Origin of the sequence: Acinetobacter sp. T_3_1 (genome assembly GCF_025377055.1) — a bacterium.
Lineage (GTDB): Bacteria > Pseudomonadota > Gammaproteobacteria > Pseudomonadales > Moraxellaceae > Acinetobacter > Acinetobacter kookii.
The window spans coordinates 12,203-28,052 of the sequence record NZ_JACHVD010000018.1; the positions used below are offsets into that span (position 1 = coordinate 12,203).

Annotated in this window: 15 protein-coding genes; 7 read left to right on the forward strand and 8 right to left on the reverse strand. The window is 44.1% G+C overall.

Annotated elements, in window-relative coordinates; translation table 11 throughout:
- Window positions 1-113: 113 nt before the first annotated feature.
- The 3 genes from dapA to purC are packed head-to-tail and all read left to right on the forward strand — an operon-like array spanning window position 114 to window position 2,388.
- The gene (dapA, locus tag H4I94_RS13755; protein WP_261183460.1) at window positions 114-1,013 is read left to right on the forward strand and encodes a 4-hydroxy-tetrahydrodipicolinate synthase; all 900 of its coding nucleotides are present in this window, start codon (window positions 114-116) and stop codon (window positions 1,011-1,013) included.
- Between the two features lie 13 nt (window positions 1,014-1,026).
- Complete coding sequence (locus tag H4I94_RS13760; protein WP_092820624.1) at window positions 1,027-1,632, forward strand: lipoprotein-34 precursor (NlpB); 606 nt, start codon at window positions 1,027-1,029, stop codon at window positions 1,630-1,632.
- Window positions 1,633-1,668: 36 nt separating this feature from the next.
- Complete coding sequence (gene purC, locus H4I94_RS13765; protein ID WP_261183461.1) at window positions 1,669-2,388, forward strand: phosphoribosylaminoimidazolesuccinocarboxamide synthase; 720 nt, start codon at window positions 1,669-1,671, stop codon at window positions 2,386-2,388.
- Window positions 2,389-2,670: 282 nt separating this feature from the next.
- Here purC and H4I94_RS13770 read toward each other — a convergent pair whose 3' ends face one another.
- Entirely contained in the window at window positions 2,671-3,945 is a 1,275-nt protein-coding gene (locus H4I94_RS13770) for a replication-associated recombination protein A (protein ID WP_261183462.1), read from the reverse strand.
- 293 nt (window positions 3,946-4,238) lie between these two features.
- Here H4I94_RS13770 and H4I94_RS13775 point away from each other — a divergent pair, with 293 nt between their 5' ends.
- Window positions 4,239-6,404: an EAL domain-containing protein gene (locus H4I94_RS13775; protein ID WP_261183463.1), complete on the forward strand. Its 2,166-nt coding sequence runs from the start codon at window positions 4,239-4,241 to the stop codon at window positions 6,402-6,404.
- Window positions 6,405-6,532: 128 nt separating this feature from the next.
- Here H4I94_RS13775 and H4I94_RS13780 read toward each other — a convergent pair whose 3' ends face one another.
- Window positions 6,533-6,985: a YcgN family cysteine cluster protein gene (locus H4I94_RS13780; RefSeq protein ID WP_261183464.1), complete on the reverse strand. Its 453-nt coding sequence runs from the start codon at window positions 6,983-6,985 to the stop codon at window positions 6,533-6,535.
- A 191-nt stretch (window positions 6,986-7,176) separates the two neighbouring features.
- On the opposite strand from H4I94_RS13780, the gene H4I94_RS13785 reads away from it, so the two are divergent.
- Window positions 7,177-7,335 (forward strand): DUF1328 domain-containing protein, encoded by a 159-nt coding sequence (locus H4I94_RS13785; protein ID WP_092820613.1) that lies wholly within the window; start codon window positions 7,177-7,179, stop codon window positions 7,333-7,335.
- A 177-nt stretch (window positions 7,336-7,512) separates the two neighbouring features.
- On the opposite strand, the gene murJ is transcribed toward H4I94_RS13785, so the two are convergent.
- A complete protein-coding gene (murJ, locus tag H4I94_RS13790) occupies window positions 7,513-9,063 on the reverse strand; it encodes a murein biosynthesis integral membrane protein MurJ (RefSeq protein WP_171259720.1) in 1,551 nt (516 codons plus the stop codon).
- A gap of 72 nt (window positions 9,064-9,135) precedes the next feature.
- Window positions 9,136-9,714 (reverse strand): 1,6-anhydro-N-acetylmuramyl-L-alanine amidase AmpD, encoded by a 579-nt coding sequence (gene ampD / locus H4I94_RS13795; protein WP_261183465.1) that lies wholly within the window; start codon window positions 9,712-9,714, stop codon window positions 9,136-9,138.
- A 175-nt stretch (window positions 9,715-9,889) separates the two neighbouring features.
- Between ampD and nadC the strand changes: the two genes are divergently transcribed.
- Window positions 9,890-10,735, forward strand: a complete 846-nt coding sequence (nadC, locus tag H4I94_RS13800; protein WP_092820607.1) for a carboxylating nicotinate-nucleotide diphosphorylase — start codon at window positions 9,890-9,892, stop codon at window positions 10,733-10,735.
- Between the two features lie 89 nt (window positions 10,736-10,824).
- Here nadC and rph read toward each other — a convergent pair whose 3' ends face one another.
- From rph to H4I94_RS13815, 3 genes are all read right to left on the reverse strand, one after another.
- Window positions 10,825-11,541: a ribonuclease PH gene (gene rph, locus H4I94_RS13805; protein WP_092820605.1), complete on the reverse strand. Its 717-nt coding sequence runs from the start codon at window positions 11,539-11,541 to the stop codon at window positions 10,825-10,827.
- Between the two features lie 173 nt (window positions 11,542-11,714).
- Entirely contained in the window at window positions 11,715-12,860 is a 1,146-nt protein-coding gene (locus H4I94_RS13810) for a fatty acid desaturase family protein (RefSeq protein WP_409976765.1), read from the reverse strand.
- 84 nt (window positions 12,861-12,944) lie between these two features.
- Window positions 12,945-13,967: a ferredoxin reductase gene (locus H4I94_RS13815; RefSeq protein WP_261183466.1), complete on the reverse strand. Its 1,023-nt coding sequence runs from the start codon at window positions 13,965-13,967 to the stop codon at window positions 12,945-12,947.
- Window positions 13,968-14,140: 173 nt separating this feature from the next.
- Here H4I94_RS13815 and H4I94_RS13820 point away from each other — a divergent pair, with 173 nt between their 5' ends.
- Window positions 14,141-14,800: a TetR family transcriptional regulator gene (locus H4I94_RS13820; protein WP_092820599.1), complete on the forward strand. Its 660-nt coding sequence runs from the start codon at window positions 14,141-14,143 to the stop codon at window positions 14,798-14,800.
- A gap of 404 nt (window positions 14,801-15,204) precedes the next feature.
- Here the strand turns inward: H4I94_RS13820 and H4I94_RS13825 are convergent, their stop codons facing one another.
- Window positions 15,205-15,822, reverse strand: coding sequence for a thiol:disulfide interchange protein DsbA/DsbL (locus tag H4I94_RS13825; RefSeq protein WP_261183469.1), 618 nt, complete (start codon window positions 15,820-15,822; stop codon window positions 15,205-15,207).
- Window positions 15,823-15,850: the final 28 nt, after the last annotated feature.

Consider the following 15,850-nt stretch of genomic DNA (forward strand, 5'->3'; position numbering starts at 1 on the left):
ATTTGCATAAGCATTATTCAATTGCATTGAATTTGCTATAAATCAAAATACGTAACCATCCAAATTGATGTTTTTCTACCTGAGCGGATGGCCAAATAGGATAATTTTTTAAAATGACTCAGCAAGCACAGATCATTCAAGGTTCAATTGTCGCAATCGTCACCCCGATGTTTGAAGATGGCAGCGTAGATTGGAAGGGTCTAGAAAAGCTGGTTGAGTGGCATATAGAACAAGGCACCAACAGTATTGTGGCTGTAGGGACCACAGGCGAAGCATCAACTCTAAGCATGGCCGAACATACCCGGGTGATTAAAGAAATCATCCGTGTAGCCAACAAACGCATTCCGATTATTGCCGGCACCGGTGCAAACTCGACCCATGAAGCCATTGAGCTCACCAGAGAAGCAAAAGAGCTCGGTGCAGATGCCGCATTACTGGTTACGCCTTATTACAACAAGCCTACCCAGGAAGGTTTATATCAGCACTACAAAGCGATTGCTGAAGCCGTTGATTTGCCGCAAATTCTGTATAACGTCCCGGGCCGTACCGGCGTGGACATGCTGAATGAGACCGTGATCCGTCTGGCTGACATTCCGCAAATTGTCGGCATTAAAGATGCGACTGGCGACGTTGCTCGTGGTAAAGAACTTATTGAAGGATTAGCCGGCAAAGACATGACGGTTTATTCTGGCGATGATGCTACAGCATACCAGCTCATGGGTGTGGGTGCCAAAGGCAATATTTCTGTCACTGCCAATGTCGCGCCGAAGGAAATGAGCCTGATCTGTGCTGCTGCACTTGCAGGTGATGCAGAAGGTGCTGAAGCTTTAAATAATAAAGTTGCAAATTTACACAATATTTTATTTTGTGAATCTAACCCAATTCCTGTGAAATGGGCACTCCATGAAATGGGCTTAATTGGTACCGGTATTCGCTTACCATTAACTCCTCTTGCAGAACAATATCGTACCCCATTGCGTGAAGCACTCAGCGCTGCGGGTGTCATTAAATAAAGAGCACAACACTATGCAATTACGTTTCGGTTTAACCCTTGCACTTTCAGCATTCAGTTTAGCGGGTTGTAGTTCAATGGGAATCAGCAATGGTTCACTGGACTATAAAAATACAACAACCCTTGAGCCTCTGAAATATCCTGAAGGTTCAATGGTTCGCCCGGCAACGCCGTTGTATCCTGCCCCAACAATTGACCCGCTGGCGATTGAGCATGCACCACAGCTTGAAAACAAGCGTGGTAACCGCTTTGCTCTGCCCCGTCCTGACAAGGCTCAGGAGAATACTGCAGCTGATACTCAACAGGACAGCACAAATATCGGTCGTCCACAGCTGGTTCGTGATGGAAACCAAAATCCACTGCTCAAAATAGACGGAAATTCTGCTACAATTTGGCAGTACACACTTGCCACCCTCAGCAGCCTCAACCATAGCATTGTTGGTCAAAGCAAAAATCGTTACGAAGTAACCATTAAGATTGATCAGCAGATTTATGTATTAAGACTAAGCTCTGTAGGCACAAGTAACAACCTAGCTGTATTCAATGCCGATAACAGCTTTGCAGACAAAGAAAAAGCTGCAGAACTGTTAACCCAGATTTACCAAAATTGGCCAGCCTAGTCGTACTAGGCATTTTTTTTTGAAAAAGGTTCCCCCATGTTGAAACAAACCTTGCTCTATACTGGTAAAGCCAAATCTGTTTATGAAACAGACAGTGCAGATCACCTTATCCTGGTTTTCCGTGACGATGCTTCTGCATTTAACGGCGAAAAAATCGAACAGCTGGATCGTAAAGGCAAGGTGAACAACCGTTTTAACGCCTTCATCATGGAAAAATTGGCTGCTGCCGGCATTGAAACTCACTTTGAAAAACTTCTTTCTCCGACTGAAGTTTTAGTGAAAAAATTAAAAATGATTCCGGTTGAATGTGTAGTGCGTAACTATGCAGCGGGTTCTTTATGCCGTCGCTTAGGTGTAGAAGAAGGGAAAGAACTTGTTCCACCTACTTTCGAATTGTTCTTCAAAGATGATGCGCTTGGCGACCCAATGGTGAACGAATCTCAAGCGATTGCTTTAGGTTGGGCAACTGCTGAGCAACTGGTTCAAATGAAAGAACTCACTTACAAAGTGAACGAAGTGCTTAAAGGTCTGTTCGATGCAGGTAACATGTTACTTGTAGACTTCAAACTTGAATTCGGTGTGTTCCACGACCGTATTGTGCTGGGTGATGAATTCTCTCCAGACGGTTGCCGTTTATGGGACAAAGACACCAAGAAGAAACTCGACAAAGATCGTTTCCGTCAAGGTTTAGGCGGTGTTGTTGAAGCTTATGAAGAAGTTGCTGCACGTTTGGGTATCGACCTTTCTGATATCTAATTCGTTCATCGAATTTTAAAAAACCGGGCTAAACTGCCCGGTTTTTTATATCTTCAAAAATCGAAAAAACAGATTTAGTTAATAAAAATGATCGTTTTTACAATATTGGTTTTTTTACTTAATCTATCTTACATAGCAGGTAGCAAAAGATTGAAGTCAATGGCTTTATAAACTCCTGCTTAACGACCCAGATTTTTAGTTTACCCTCCAGGATGTATCTCCCCTAAGACATCCTATTTTCAGCCCAATCCGTGCTCTGGATTGGGGTTTTTTTTACTTACTTTACTGCTGTTGTTGCTGTTGCATCCAGCGGCGCTGTTGCAGTTTTTCTCCTTCAACTTCACGCTTGTTCCGTGCAGATTCGTAGAGCTTGGTGCCTTTTAATTCAGGAGGCATATACTCTTGCAGTACGAAATGCTCTGGGTAATTATGCGGATATAAATAATCCACCCCATAACCCTGCTCTTTCATCAATTTGGTTGGGGCATTACGTAAATGTAGCGGCACAGGCAAATTGGCCGTTTTTTCTGCTAAATCTAAGGCCTTATTGATGGCCAGATAAGTGCTGTTACTTTTGGCACTGGTGGCCAAATACACCGCACACTGGCCGAGAATAATACGACACTCCGGCATGCCCACAGCCTGTACCGAGCGGAAACATTCGCCTGCCAGCAGCAAGGCGTTAGGGTTAGAATTGCCAATGTCTTCCGAAGCTGCGATCAGCATACGACGGGCAATAAACACCGGATCTTCTCCACCTTTCAGCATACGCGCCATCCAGTACAAGGTAGCGTCCGGATCACTGCCGCGGATGGATTTAATAAAGGCAGAGACCAGGTCATAATGCTGCTCACCCGATTTGTCATAGCGGGCAATGTTCTGCTGGGCTACTCTCACAACAATGGCATTGCTAATGCTATTTTCTAGTTCCGGTTCAAAGGTACTGGCAATTAAATCTAATAAATTAAGTGCTTTACGTGCATCTCCAGCCGCAAATTGCAGTAATGCTTCGTATTCTTCAATTTGAATATAGCGTTCTTTTAAAAATGCATCTTGCTGAATCGCCTTATTCACCAAGGTCTTAATTGCCTCGTCATCCAGCACATTTAAGGTATACACCTGACAACGCGATAACAAGGCATTGTTCACTTCAAAAGATGGATTTTCTGTGGTCGCTCCAATTAAGGTAATTTTGCCTTTTTCCACCGCATTCAATAAGGCATCTTGCTGTGACTTGTTAAAACGATGAATTTCATCAATAAACACGACCGGGGTCAGTAAATCGCCACTTTCGGCAATTACTTCACGCAGTTCTTTTACTCCGGTATTGAGTGCCGATAAACTGATAAATGGCCGATCTACCGCTTGAGCCAAAAGCAAAGCAATGGTGGTTTTTCCGACTCCCGGTGGTCCCCAAAAAATAATGGAAGGCAAATGTCCCTGATCAATCATCTGACGTAAGGGTGCACCTGCTCCCAAAAGATGATCTTGACCAATAATTTCGGACAAGTCACGTGGGCGAAGGCGTTCAGGGAGTGGAATATGGCTCTCGGACATCTTGTTATTTCTTTGCTGTACTTAAAACAAGTCTACTATGTAATTTTAATATCGCGTATTTCAAATCAAGTGATTTACAAAAAATCATACTGTTATTTTAAAAAAAATATCCATCATCATGATGGATATTTTACGTGAATTACTTTTAAATAGAGTAAAGTGGCTTATCCAAAACAAGCAGGCCATCAGAGATACAAACCGAATCATTCTCCTTTTGTATGTTCACGGATATAATTATTGTGTGAAATAAATCACACTTTTAAGCATTTTGATTATTTAAATGGGTAAGCTTTATGGAATATATTTTCAAAAACAAGCGAAAACCTTTCAGTCAGGATGGCCAAACACCCGATCAGCAGTGCATTAAAACCCCTCAAACTCAATTATCTGCCGAAAACATTATTATCCAAAATATCCTTAATCAATTACCCCAGCTGGTCTGGGTCAAGAACAAACAGAACCAGTATTATTATAATCAGGCAATTTGTGACTACATCGGTAGCCCTGTCAATTTATCGCATAATGATGAATGTCAAAGCTTCATTCATCCTGAAGATTACCCGAACTTTAAGGTACTTTGGCAAAATGCCTTGCACATTCAACAAGGCTTCGAACACGAATGCCGTATTCAACACCATCAACAGGATTACCGGGTTTGCCGGGTTTCCGTTCAACCGGCACAACATTTAGATAATATTGAATGGATGATCACTGCCACAGATATTCATGATCATTATTTAAAGCATAGCGAATTGCATCAGCAAGTGCTTGTACAGGGCAAAATGCTGGATGCCAGCGTAGACTGCATCAAGCTTTTAACACCACAGGGTCAGTTGACCCATATGAACCGTTCCAGTTGTCTCGCCTTAGGCGTACCGGTCAATGAAAATAAGTTGGGTATGTCCTGGTTAAATTTACTGCCCGAATCCATTCAGCATTCGGGACAACACGCATTAAAACAGGCCTCTACGGGAAAAAATGCGCGTTTTGATGGCATCAGCATCATTGCCGGTCAGCCTCCGCAATATTGGGATACCATGTTAACTCCCATACTGAATGAGGATGGTTCGACCCAAAGTATTCTTTGTGTTTCCCGGAATGTCACCCAACAAAAGATGGCGGAAAAAAATCTGCAACAGGTGACTGAACTTGACGAATTGACTGGCTTATATAACCGTCGTGCATTCCATAAAATTTTTAAAAAGACCCTTCAAAATGCCCAGCATCAACAAGAATCTGTTGGTTTTTTGCTGATTGATTTAGACTATTTCAAGCATATCAATGATATCTTGGGTCATAGTGCAGGCGATTATTTAGTCCAGATTCTTGGTCAGCGCTTAAGTGGCTGTTTTAATGAAAAAGTCATGGTGTCACGTCTGGGCGGTGATGAATTTGCGATTATCGTGCCACATCTGCGTGATGAGGCTGAATTGCTGAACATTGCACAAATAGCACGCCAGCAACTGGATAAGCCGATCTGTTATGCCGGGCAATATATTAATGGCGGAATGAGCATCGGTTGTGCCATATACCCGCGTGATGCAAAAAATAGCTCGACCTTGTTACGCTGTGCCGATGTAGCGCTGAATGATCTTAAAATCAGTGGCCGTGGCGGTATTCGAATGTTCACGAGTACCATGTTTAACAGCATCGCCGTCACCACCAAACAGCTTTCGCTGGCGCGGGCAATTATTCAGCACGATAAAATTTTTCCGGTCTACCAGCCCAAGGTCAAGCTCGCAGACGGAACAGTTACCAGTTTTGAAGCGTTGCTGCGCTGGCAGGATGCAGAAGATCAAACCCAGCTCCCCTTGCACATTTCTTGCGCTTTTCAGGATTATGAACTGGCCACGCGAATCAGCGAAATTATTCAGCTCAAAGTCTTTCAGGATATGAGCCAGTGGCAGGAAGCAGGCCTGAAACTGTTACCCATTTCCATCAATGCGGCACCGGTTGAATTCTTAAGGGACAATTATGCAGAAACCCTGTTAAACCGGCTTGCTCAATTTAAGATTCCCCACCCTCTGATTGAAATAGAAATTACCGAACAAAGTCTTTCAGAGCATGGTTCCGACTATGTCATCCGTGCCTTGAACCTGTTAAAACAATCCGGGCTGAAAATTTCACTGGATGATTTTGGGACCGGTCATTCTTCCTTGACCCGATTAAGGGATTATCCGATTGATTGTCTAAAGATTGATCGAAATTTTATTAAAAATATACCGGACAACCCTTCTGATTTGGCAATTGCGAAGGCCATCAGCCAGATCGGCGCAAGCATTGCCTTAGATATCCTGGTCGAAGGCATTGAAAGTTCAGAACAGGTTGAAGTGCTGAAAGCTTGCGACTGTTCTACCGGGCAAGGTTTTTATTTTTATCATCCCCTGATCTTTCAGGAAGCCACCCCCTTATTAAATCCTGTGGCTGATGCCGCTCAGCCCCTCATTTCTTCTGCTTAGCCATTCAAGTTTATTCATGCTTGCAGTCATCCTCTACTTTACAGACTCAGGCAGTGACTTTATTAGCTGTCGAGGATTAAGGTTTTCAGGTGATTTCAGCCGAAGCTGACAGGAGGATGAACAGGCAATTAACGCACCCAGCGCACAATGTATTCTTCAAGATCGTCTTCATTGACTTGCGTTTCGGAAATACAGCGGCCGGCTGCCGATTTTCTCGCCTTTATCACACTGTCACGTGTTCCGGTATTTAAATAATGCCAGGCAGGTAAAGTCTTACCTTCTTTTAAACGGCGATAAGCACAGCTCGGCGGCAGCCAGTGAATAGTATCTAACTTTTCTGGTGTCAGCTGAATGCAATCCGGCACATGCTCAAGTCGCTGCTCATAATTGCTACAACGTGCAGTCTGGCAGTCTAAAAGTTTGCAAGCCACTTTGGTATAAGCGACTTCTTGCAGGTCTTCATCTTCCAGCTTGATTAAACAGCAGAGACCACAACCATCACATAATGCCTCCCATTCGGCAGGATTAAGTTCAGTTAAAGCGTATTTTTTCCAGAATTGTGGACGCAATTGTTCAGTCATAACAGTGAGAAATTAAAAGAAGCTGCTTATTATAACGTGTTCAAGTTCACAATGTAGGAATATGATTTTTACTTCAAATCATATATTTGCTGTCAAAGTGAACATTTTTTAAACATAAGCATAACACTGTTGGAAATTATCCCCCCCTATACTGAATCTACTTTGAAAATAACAACACATGGAGAAAGCTTATGTTCCGTTGGGCGATTATTTTTGCAGTGATTGCACTGATTGCGAGTCTACTCGGTTTTGCTGGCGTCGCAGGATTATCGAAGGATTTTGCAATTATTTTACTCGTCATTGCCGTTATTCTGGCAATCGTCGGCTTCCTCTCTCGTGGAAGGGTTTAGTTGAATAACCTCTGTTAAAAACATCTCACTTAATCAAAAAAAGAGCCTGTTCAGGCTCTTTTTTATATCCGGTTTTTTTGATTCAGCTTTCCATCATCTACCTCTCAAAAGAACCGAATCAAAGTTAGCTATCTTTTTATCTAACTTATCTGGCTGTGGAGAGTTGTAAGCTCAAAATTAAGGGCGTAAGTGACGGGGTCTAAAACCTGTGGCCAATAAACCAATGGCATAAGCCACCACACCGGCGACACATAAACCGATCACTTCCAGAATCCGCATCCACTGCGATACATCTCCATTGTACAAGGTCAAGCCATACCACAGTGCAGCAACCATCGCGGCATTGGCAATCGCATATTGCAGAAACAGCTTTTTCCAGTGTCCGGCAAAGCGGAAAATATTGCGTTTATGCAAATAGAAATACAGCATGCCGGCATTGACCAGTGCCGAACCGGAAGAAGCCAGGGCCAAAGCCATATGCTCTGCATGCCAGTCAATCAGCTTAAAGAAACCAATAAACACCACGTTTAAAATGGCATTCGCGGCTACCGCCATCAGGCCCACACGCACCGGCGTTCGGGTATCTTGCTGGGCATAAAAACCTGGGGCAAAGACTTTAATTAACATAAAGGAAATCACCCCGGCACTCATACATTGCAGGGCTAAAGCCGTCATTTGCGTATCTTCAAAGGTAAATTGCCCACGCTGGAACAAAGCTTGAATAATTGGCGTAGACAGCATAAATAAGGCAATACTGGCAGGAATACCGACCAGCATGATCACCTTGGCAGCCCAGTCAATCATGCTGCGGAACTTGGCCTGATCCTGTTCGGCATGACGTGCAGACAGCGAAGGTAAAATCACGGTACCAATCGCCACACCAATTAAACCTAAAGGCAATTCCGTCATCCGCTCGGCACTGTATAACCACGATACCGAACCATCCTGCATGAAGGATGCCCAAATGGTATTCAACAGCAGGTTAATTTGCGTGACCGAAACACCAAACAGTGCCGGGAGCATCAATTTCATGATGCGTTCCACACCTTCGTGCTTGAAATCCACTTTAGGTGGAATTAGCAGTTTTTTGCGCCACAGCTCTGGAATCTGAATCACCAGCTGCAAGATACCGGCAATCACCACCGCCCAGCCGAGTGCCATAATCGGTTCGGCCATATAGGGCGTGAGCCACCACGCACCTGCAATCATGGTGATATTCAATAACACCGGTGAAAATGCCGGAGTTGAAAAAGAACCGTAACTGTTCAGGATACTGCTGGCAAAAGCCGTTAACGACATAAACAGCAGATAGGGAATGGTCAGGCGGAACATGTCCGTCGCCAGGGCAAATTTTTCCGGGTCGTCATGGAAACCGGGTGCATAGATATATAGCACGGCCGGCGCTGCAATCATGGCAATAAAGGTGAGGGCAGTCATAAAGGTGGCCAGACAGCCAAAGACCCGACTAATCAGAATTTGCACTTCTGCATGAGTGCGCGTGGTTTTATATTCGGTTAGAACCGGAATAAACGCTTGCGAGAATGCCCCTTCGGCAAATAAGCGCCTGAAAAAGTTCGGAATACGAAAGGCCACCACAAAGGTATCGAAATCTTTACCCGCACCAAACACATTCAGCAACACCACATCTCGGACCAAGCCCAGCACCCGAGACAACATGGTCATTGTACTAACAATAAAGGTCGATCGCCAAAGCGCCATCGTAACCACCCAGTGAAAAAATTAAGTCGCTATTGTAATGAAACTCCACAGGGAATTTCGTTGTTTAATCATAAAACCCATTCATTCTTGATGGATTTTATGCTGCTGCAATAATGTTCTGAATTTGACCCAGTCAAAAAATGGGCCCGGATCGGTTTTACGTCCAGGCGCAATGTCCGAGTGGCCAGCCAAATGTTGTAAAATTTTTGGATAAGCCGCCTGCAATGCAGCCGTCACTTGCGCCAGCACTGCATATTGAATCTCGTCAAAAGGCAAATCATCACTGCCTTCCAGTTCAATGCCAATGGAATAGTCATTACATTCTTTTTTGCCCAGGTAAGTGGAACGTCCGGCATGCCAGGCCCGATCATTGAAGTTCACGAATTGCAGCACTTCCCCACTGCGTAAAATCAGCAGATGCGCAGAAACCTGCATGCCTTCAATGCTTTGAAAATAAAGATGCTGTGACCAGTCCAGCTGGTTCTGAAAAAACTGTTCAATATATCCCCCACCAAACTGTGACGGTGGCAGACTGATGTTATGTACCACCACCAGTTGAATTTCAGTCTGTTCGGGACGCTGATTATAATTGGGGGAAGCCACTTGCCTGGCACCGATTAACTGACCGTCGATGACCTGAAAAAAGGGTGCCTGTTGCATATGCCGATCCTGAGTCCTGTTCACATAAGCTGATGATTTTAGCGCAATCCTAAAACTTTAAACTTAAAATCTCAAATTCCCCAGATAAAATTGCTGCAAAAAAACAGTTCTTTTAAATGAACAGTGCTAAAATAACGCGCAACTTTCATGGGTTAAAAAAGATACGGAAATACTGATGAGCATATCTCAATCTTTGCTTGAACAATCAATCGAAATCAACATTCAGCAAGCATTACAAGAAGATATTGGCGAAGGTGATATCACCGCTTTATTAACCCCTGAAGATGAACAGGCTACAGCAACCATCATTAGCCGTGAAGACATGGTGCTGGCCGGTCAGCCTTGGGTCAATGCCCTGATTCAGGCCTATGATCCAAAAGTACAGGTGACCTGGCTAAAAAATGATGGTGACCGCGTAAACGCCAATGAAGCCTTTTTAAAACTGGCCGGCTCTGCACGCAGCCTGCTCACGGTGGAACGCCCTGCCCTCAACTTTGTGCAAACCCTTTCTGCGGTTGCGACCAAAACTGCTTTATATGTTAAAGAACTTGACGGCTTGAATACCAAATTGCTGGATACCCGTAAAACCTTGCCGGGCTTACGTATTGCACAAAAATATGCCGTGGCGATTGGTGGCGGTCAGAACCATCGCCTCGGTTTATTCGATGCCTTCTTAATTAAAGAAAACCACATTATGGCAGCAGGTGGTATTGCGCAGGCGATAGCCAAAGCACATAACATCGCACCGGGTAAACCGGTAGAAGTGGAAGTGGAAACCTGGGATGAGCTGAACCAGGCTTTAGAAGCAAAAGCGGATATCGTGATGCTGGATAACTTTAGCCAACAGCAAATGATTGATGCGGTGAAGCATGTTGCCGGTCGTTGCAAGCTGGAAGCATCTGGCAATATTACCATTGCAAACTTACGTGAAGTGGCAACGTCAGGTGTGGACTATATTTCGATGGGTGTGTTGACCAAAGACGTGAAAGCCGTGGATTTATCCATGCGTTTTAATGCTTGATCTCCCCCGCTCAACTCAATAAAGATTGAGTAAATAAAAAACGCACCGATGGGTGCGTTTTTTATTGCTGAGATGTTTAAACTAACAACTTACCAGCCTAAAGCTTCTTGCTGTTTTTTAATGAGTTCCTGGATGCCTTTTTCTGCCAATTCCAGCATTTCGTTACATTGCGCACGGGTAAATGGCTTGTCTTCAGCCGTCCCCTGCAGCTCGATAAACTCGCCTGCCTGAGTCATCACCACGTTTAAGTCAGTTTGGCAGTTTGAATCTTCTTCATAACACAGATCCAGTAAGGCTTTGTCCTGATACATGCCGACAGAAATCGCGGCCACCAGACCTTTCAACGGATCTTGCTTAATTTTCTTGGTTTCAAGCAATACATTCATGGCATCGACTAAAGCCACTGCTGCACCGGTAATAGAGGCTGTACGGGTACCGCCATCCGCCTGAATCACATCACAGTCGATGGTAATGGTGTTTTCACCCAGTTTTTTCAAATCGACCATGGCACGCAGGCTACGACCAATCAGACGCTGGATTTCCTGAGTACGGCCACTTTGTTTACCACGCGCGGCTTCACGGTCACTACGGGTATGGGTAGAACGTGGCAACATGCCGTATTCCGCAGTCACCCAGCCTTGTCCTTTCCCTTTCAAGAAACGCGGTACCGAATTATCAATACTTGCGGTACAAAGAACTTTAGTATGACCAAATTCAATCAACACTGAACCTTCCGCATAACGTGTATAGTTACGGGTAATTTTTACCTCACGTAATTGATCTAATGTACGTTGGTCGATACGCATAATGAGTCCTTGTTTTGGCTAAAATTCATTGCGGCCTAGTATAACAGAAGCGGGCTCTCAGGTTTTGCCCGGAGATTCTCCATTGGCAAAAACCATCAAGCCCAGACGCGTCCATTTAAGCTCTCATGAAATTCGCTACCTGCCCTGCATGTCCTTAAGCTTGTGAGGGAATATTAAAAGCCCAATAAGCCTTTTAATTTCTGTTTGGATTGTTCAAGGGTTGAGGTCCATGAATTTGGCAATGAGCATTTGGCCAAACGTACCCAGACACTGCCGAACTGTTTAAAAAAGCTGGCTTCGTTATAATGAATGCCATATTCATCACATAAGGCACGAATTTTAGGCGCCACTTCTGCGTAACGGTTTGCCGGCATATCCGGGAACAAATGATGTTCAATTTGATGACTCAAATTACCGCTTAAAATGTGCAGCCATTCTGTGCCGCTAAAATTGCTCGATCCACGAATCTGACGTAAGTACCATTCGGCGCGGGTTTCATTTTCAGTATTGTCCGGTTCAAAGGTTTCAGCATCTTCCGTGAAATGTCCATTGAAAATCACTGCGGATGCCCAGAGGCTCCGAATGACATTGGCCACGGCATTGCCGGCAAAGACCGGCAGTGCATTCGGACCTGCAATTAACGGGAAAAATACATAATCTTTGGCAATCTGACGGGTGGCTTTTTTACGGAATTTTGCCGACTCTTTCCACACCTCTTTCCAGGTTTTTGTTTTATAAACCAGCACATCTTCCAGATGTAAACCCTGTACGCCGACATACCATTCAAAGAACAGCATGAGCTGAATGGTTAAAGGAATATTAAATAAAAAACGCGGTTCCCATTTTTGCGATTCACTGACCCGAATCAGGCCATAACCCACATCATGGTCTTTGCCAATAATATTGGTATAGGTATGGTGGATATAATTGTGGGTGTATTTCCAGTCATCTCCGGTTGCCATGGTATCCCAGTCATAATTGGCACCGTTCAGATTCGGGTCGTTCAGCCAGTCAAACTGACCGTGCATCACGTTATGGCCCAGCTCCATATTTTCCACAATTTTGGAAATACCCAACAAGCCTGTGCCCAATAACCAGACTGGCGGAATCCAGCCGCCAAACATCAACATGCCACGGGAGGCAATTTCGCTATAACGGACAAAATCGCGGATTTTATAAATATATTCGGCATCTTTTTCGCCAATATTGTCCATCACTTCACGGCGAATGGCATCGACTTTTTCACCAAATTCGGCAATTTGTTCAGGGCTTAAATATTTTGATTTACTGTTTTCTTGAAACTTCACTGACATATTCATTGTTTTTCTCCTGAGTGAGCATCTAACCCTGTTTTTAAAAGTGCGATCACTCACTAAACGGCGCTATTAAAGCGTTTTTATTTTTTAAAGGTTAATCACTACCGGACTCACGGCCTGGCTAATACATAACTTGATCTGGGTATTGCTATCGTGGTCGATTTCACCGGTCAGCAGGTTTTTGGTCGAACCACTGACTTTGGTACAGGTACAGGTATTGCAGATACCCATACGGCAACCATGTGCGGGTCTTAATCCCGCCTGTTCGGCACTTTCCAGCAAATTGGTTTTGGCTTCAAACTGTTGTTGAGCACGTAAAAACACCACAGGTTGCACTGCTGCATTTTCATCAACCACGACCTGGAAATATTCCTGTTTAAGTCTGTCGGCAATTCCTAGCTGTCGATAAATCTGGTTCAGACTCTGCATCATGCCTTGGGCACCACAGGCATAACTTTGACGTTGCTGAAAATCCGGCACGGTACTTTCAAGCAGTTCTGCGGTTAAATGTTGCTTATGTGCCAGAGTATTAAAATGATGATATTTAAACTGAGGATGTTGCTCGGCGAATTGCTGCAATTCATTATGAAAAGCATCATCACGCGTGAAATAAATCAGATCAATCTGGCTGACTTGTTGACGAATCGCCTGGTGCAATAAGGCATAAATAGCGGTGATGCCACTTCCAGAAGCCAACAACAGAATAGGCGCCTGAGATGAACTTAAAGTGAAATCACCTTGAGCCTGAGAGATTTCCACCACGCTGCCCGCCGTCAAACGGGTTAAAGCATTGGACACTTTGCCCTGACGTTTCACTGCAATCACGACATGACCGTTTGCGGCAATTTTGACAATGGAATAACTGCGTTGCTCATGCACACCTGCAATCATGACAGTCACTAAAATACTTTGTCCGGCACGAAAAGCGTCAGCGCGAAAATTATGATTCGGCTGCAACTCAATTTGATAAAAATCGGAACTGAGCATGTGTACATCAACAATGCTGGCTTTGACTTTTTTCCAGGCCCATACCGGATTGATTTTTTCGGCAATAAAATCGACAAAATCTTCTCGAATCCATTGCGGCTGATATTGCATCACATGACTCATATGACGTTCCTCTTTTATTGCTGGCTATTTATTTGAGTGAACAGGTGTTCTTACAGTGAACACTTGTACACTATAAGGATTTTTCAATTCAGTCAACACCTGTTCACTGACATTCATCGTTTATTTTGTTTTTTTTTGATAGACTTCATGCAGAATTTTTTTAGAGTAGTCGAATGTCGATACGGGATGAGCGTAAACAGCAGAGCCGCCAAGCACTTTTAGATGCCGCGCTGGCTTTAAGCACGTCTGGGCGTTCTTTTAGCAGCATCAGTTTGCGTGAAATCGCACGTCATGTCGGCTTGGTGCCGACGGCGTTCTATCGTCATTTTCAGGACATGAACGAGCTGGGACTGGAACTGGTCGATCAGGTTGCCATGCATTTAAAAGGCATTTTGCATCAGCTGGGACAGGCCTATATCTATCAACCGAATACCAAAACCGAAATCAGCCTGGACCTGTTTTTTCAGGCGGTTGAACATCATCCTGAACCTTGGGTCTTTATGATTGCCGAGCGTTGGGGTGGCTCAGAAGTGATCCGCCATGCCATTGCACGGGAAATTAATTTTTTAATTGAAGACCTGGCCAACGATTTGGGTCAAGTTAAGACCATGCAGCACATTGGTAATGCCCAAGACCTGCAAGTATTTTCCAATATTTTAATTAACTTGTCTTTTACCTGGGCCATGACCTGGATGGACATTAGCCGGAAATTTCAGGGTCCGGAACGGTCAACACAGCAAAACCAGTTTAAGCTGCAAACCATGACTCAAGTGCATTTGATTTTCCGTGGCATCTCCAACTGGGACCCATCCAAAGATTCTGCCTCTTCATAATTGAAGACTAGCCGATATAAAAAACCGCCATAATGGCTAATGCCAGTCAGTTAACAAACTGACTGGCATTTTCTTTTTTAAATTCATGATTGTATTTAATATGTGGGAAAGTCATCTGCAACTGTTTGAGGCAGGACTACATAAAAAAATGATTGTTTCTGCGACAGATTTGCTAGTTGATAGTGGCTGACGAGTTTTGCGGTGAGGAGCATTGCTCCGCAAGATGCCTTTGGTCTTACGAAGCAGTGCTTCTCAGGGCGAAACCAAAGTAACAAATGAGCTGCAAAAGTTTGATTTAAAACGGTAAGACTCCGTCATGAATTACTAAAAATTAAGGAGTTTATTTCTAAACTCCTTAACTGATCAGCATTAACCATGATTGCGGTTTTTTTAGAGCTTGTTGCTTATTTGGCTTTACGCTCTTTTTCGACCAGGTAGCTGATCACTTGCGTCACTTTGGCATCTTCACCTTGTACCACATATTTACCATTGACCACGACCGCAGGCACACCGCTCAATTGATATTGCTGTGCCAATTGCTTGGCTTGTGCCACTTTTGAGGTAATTGCGAATGAATTAAACATGCTGTTAAATTTGGCTTCAGGAACACCATATTTTACAAAGAATTTGGCTTGTGAGTTTTGATCAAAAATCTGCTGGCCATTGGCATGAATGGCATGGAATAAAGGCAGGTGAGTTTTCTTGCGCACGCCTAATGCTTCAGACACGAAGTAGCCACGTGCGCCTTGTTCCCAAACCGGATTCATGGCAGCCGGAGTACGCACAAAGTTGACATCTTTAGGCATTTTTTTCAGCCAGGTCTGCATATGTGGCTCTAAGCGATAGCAGTGCGGGCAGCCGTACCAGAAGAATTCGCGCACTTCAATTTTTCCAGGTACCTGAACTTTACCCGGGTTGGCCACCACGGTGTAATCTTTACCTGCAACAAAATTTGCTGCCATTGCAGTGCCGGATAAGGCAAAAATAGCCGTCGCTACGCTACCTAAAAGAAATTTTTTCATTGACCTTATTGTCCTCTAAATCATTATG

Coding starts and splice junctions, on each gene's coding strand:
- dapA (WP_261183460.1), top strand. CDS start 114: ATGACTCAGCAAGCACAGATCATTCAAGGTTCAATTGTCGCAATCGTC.
- H4I94_RS13760 (WP_092820624.1), top strand. CDS start 1,027: ATGCAATTACGTTTCGGTTTAACCCTTGCACTTTCAGCATTCAGTTTA.
- purC (WP_261183461.1), top strand. CDS start 1,669: ATGTTGAAACAAACCTTGCTCTATACTGGTAAAGCCAAATCTGTTTAT.
- H4I94_RS13770 (WP_261183462.1), bottom strand. CDS start 3,945: ATGTCCGAGAGCCATATTCCACTCCCTGAACGCCTTCGCCCACGTGAC.
- H4I94_RS13775 (WP_261183463.1), top strand. CDS start 4,239: ATGGAATATATTTTCAAAAACAAGCGAAAACCTTTCAGTCAGGATGGC.
- H4I94_RS13780 (WP_261183464.1), bottom strand. CDS start 6,985: ATGACTGAACAATTGCGTCCACAATTCTGGAAAAAATACGCTTTAACT.
- H4I94_RS13785 (WP_092820613.1), top strand. CDS start 7,177: ATGTTCCGTTGGGCGATTATTTTTGCAGTGATTGCACTGATTGCGAGT.
- ampD (WP_261183465.1), bottom strand. CDS start 9,714: ATGCAACAGGCACCCTTTTTTCAGGTCATCGACGGTCAGTTAATCGGT.
- nadC (WP_092820607.1), top strand. CDS start 9,890: ATGAGCATATCTCAATCTTTGCTTGAACAATCAATCGAAATCAACATT.
- rph (WP_092820605.1), bottom strand. CDS start 11,541: ATGCGTATCGACCAACGTACATTAGATCAATTACGTGAGGTAAAAATT.
- H4I94_RS13810 (WP_409976765.1), bottom strand. CDS start 12,860: ATGAATATGTCAGTGAAGTTTCAAGAAAACAGTAAATCAAAATATTTA.
- H4I94_RS13815 (WP_261183466.1), bottom strand. CDS start 13,967: ATGAGTCATGTGATGCAATATCAGCCGCAATGGATTCGAGAAGATTTT.
- H4I94_RS13820 (WP_092820599.1), top strand. CDS start 14,141: ATGTCGATACGGGATGAGCGTAAACAGCAGAGCCGCCAAGCACTTTTA.
- H4I94_RS13825 (WP_261183469.1), bottom strand. CDS start 15,822: ATGAAAAAATTTCTTTTAGGTAGCGTAGCGACGGCTATTTTTGCCTTA.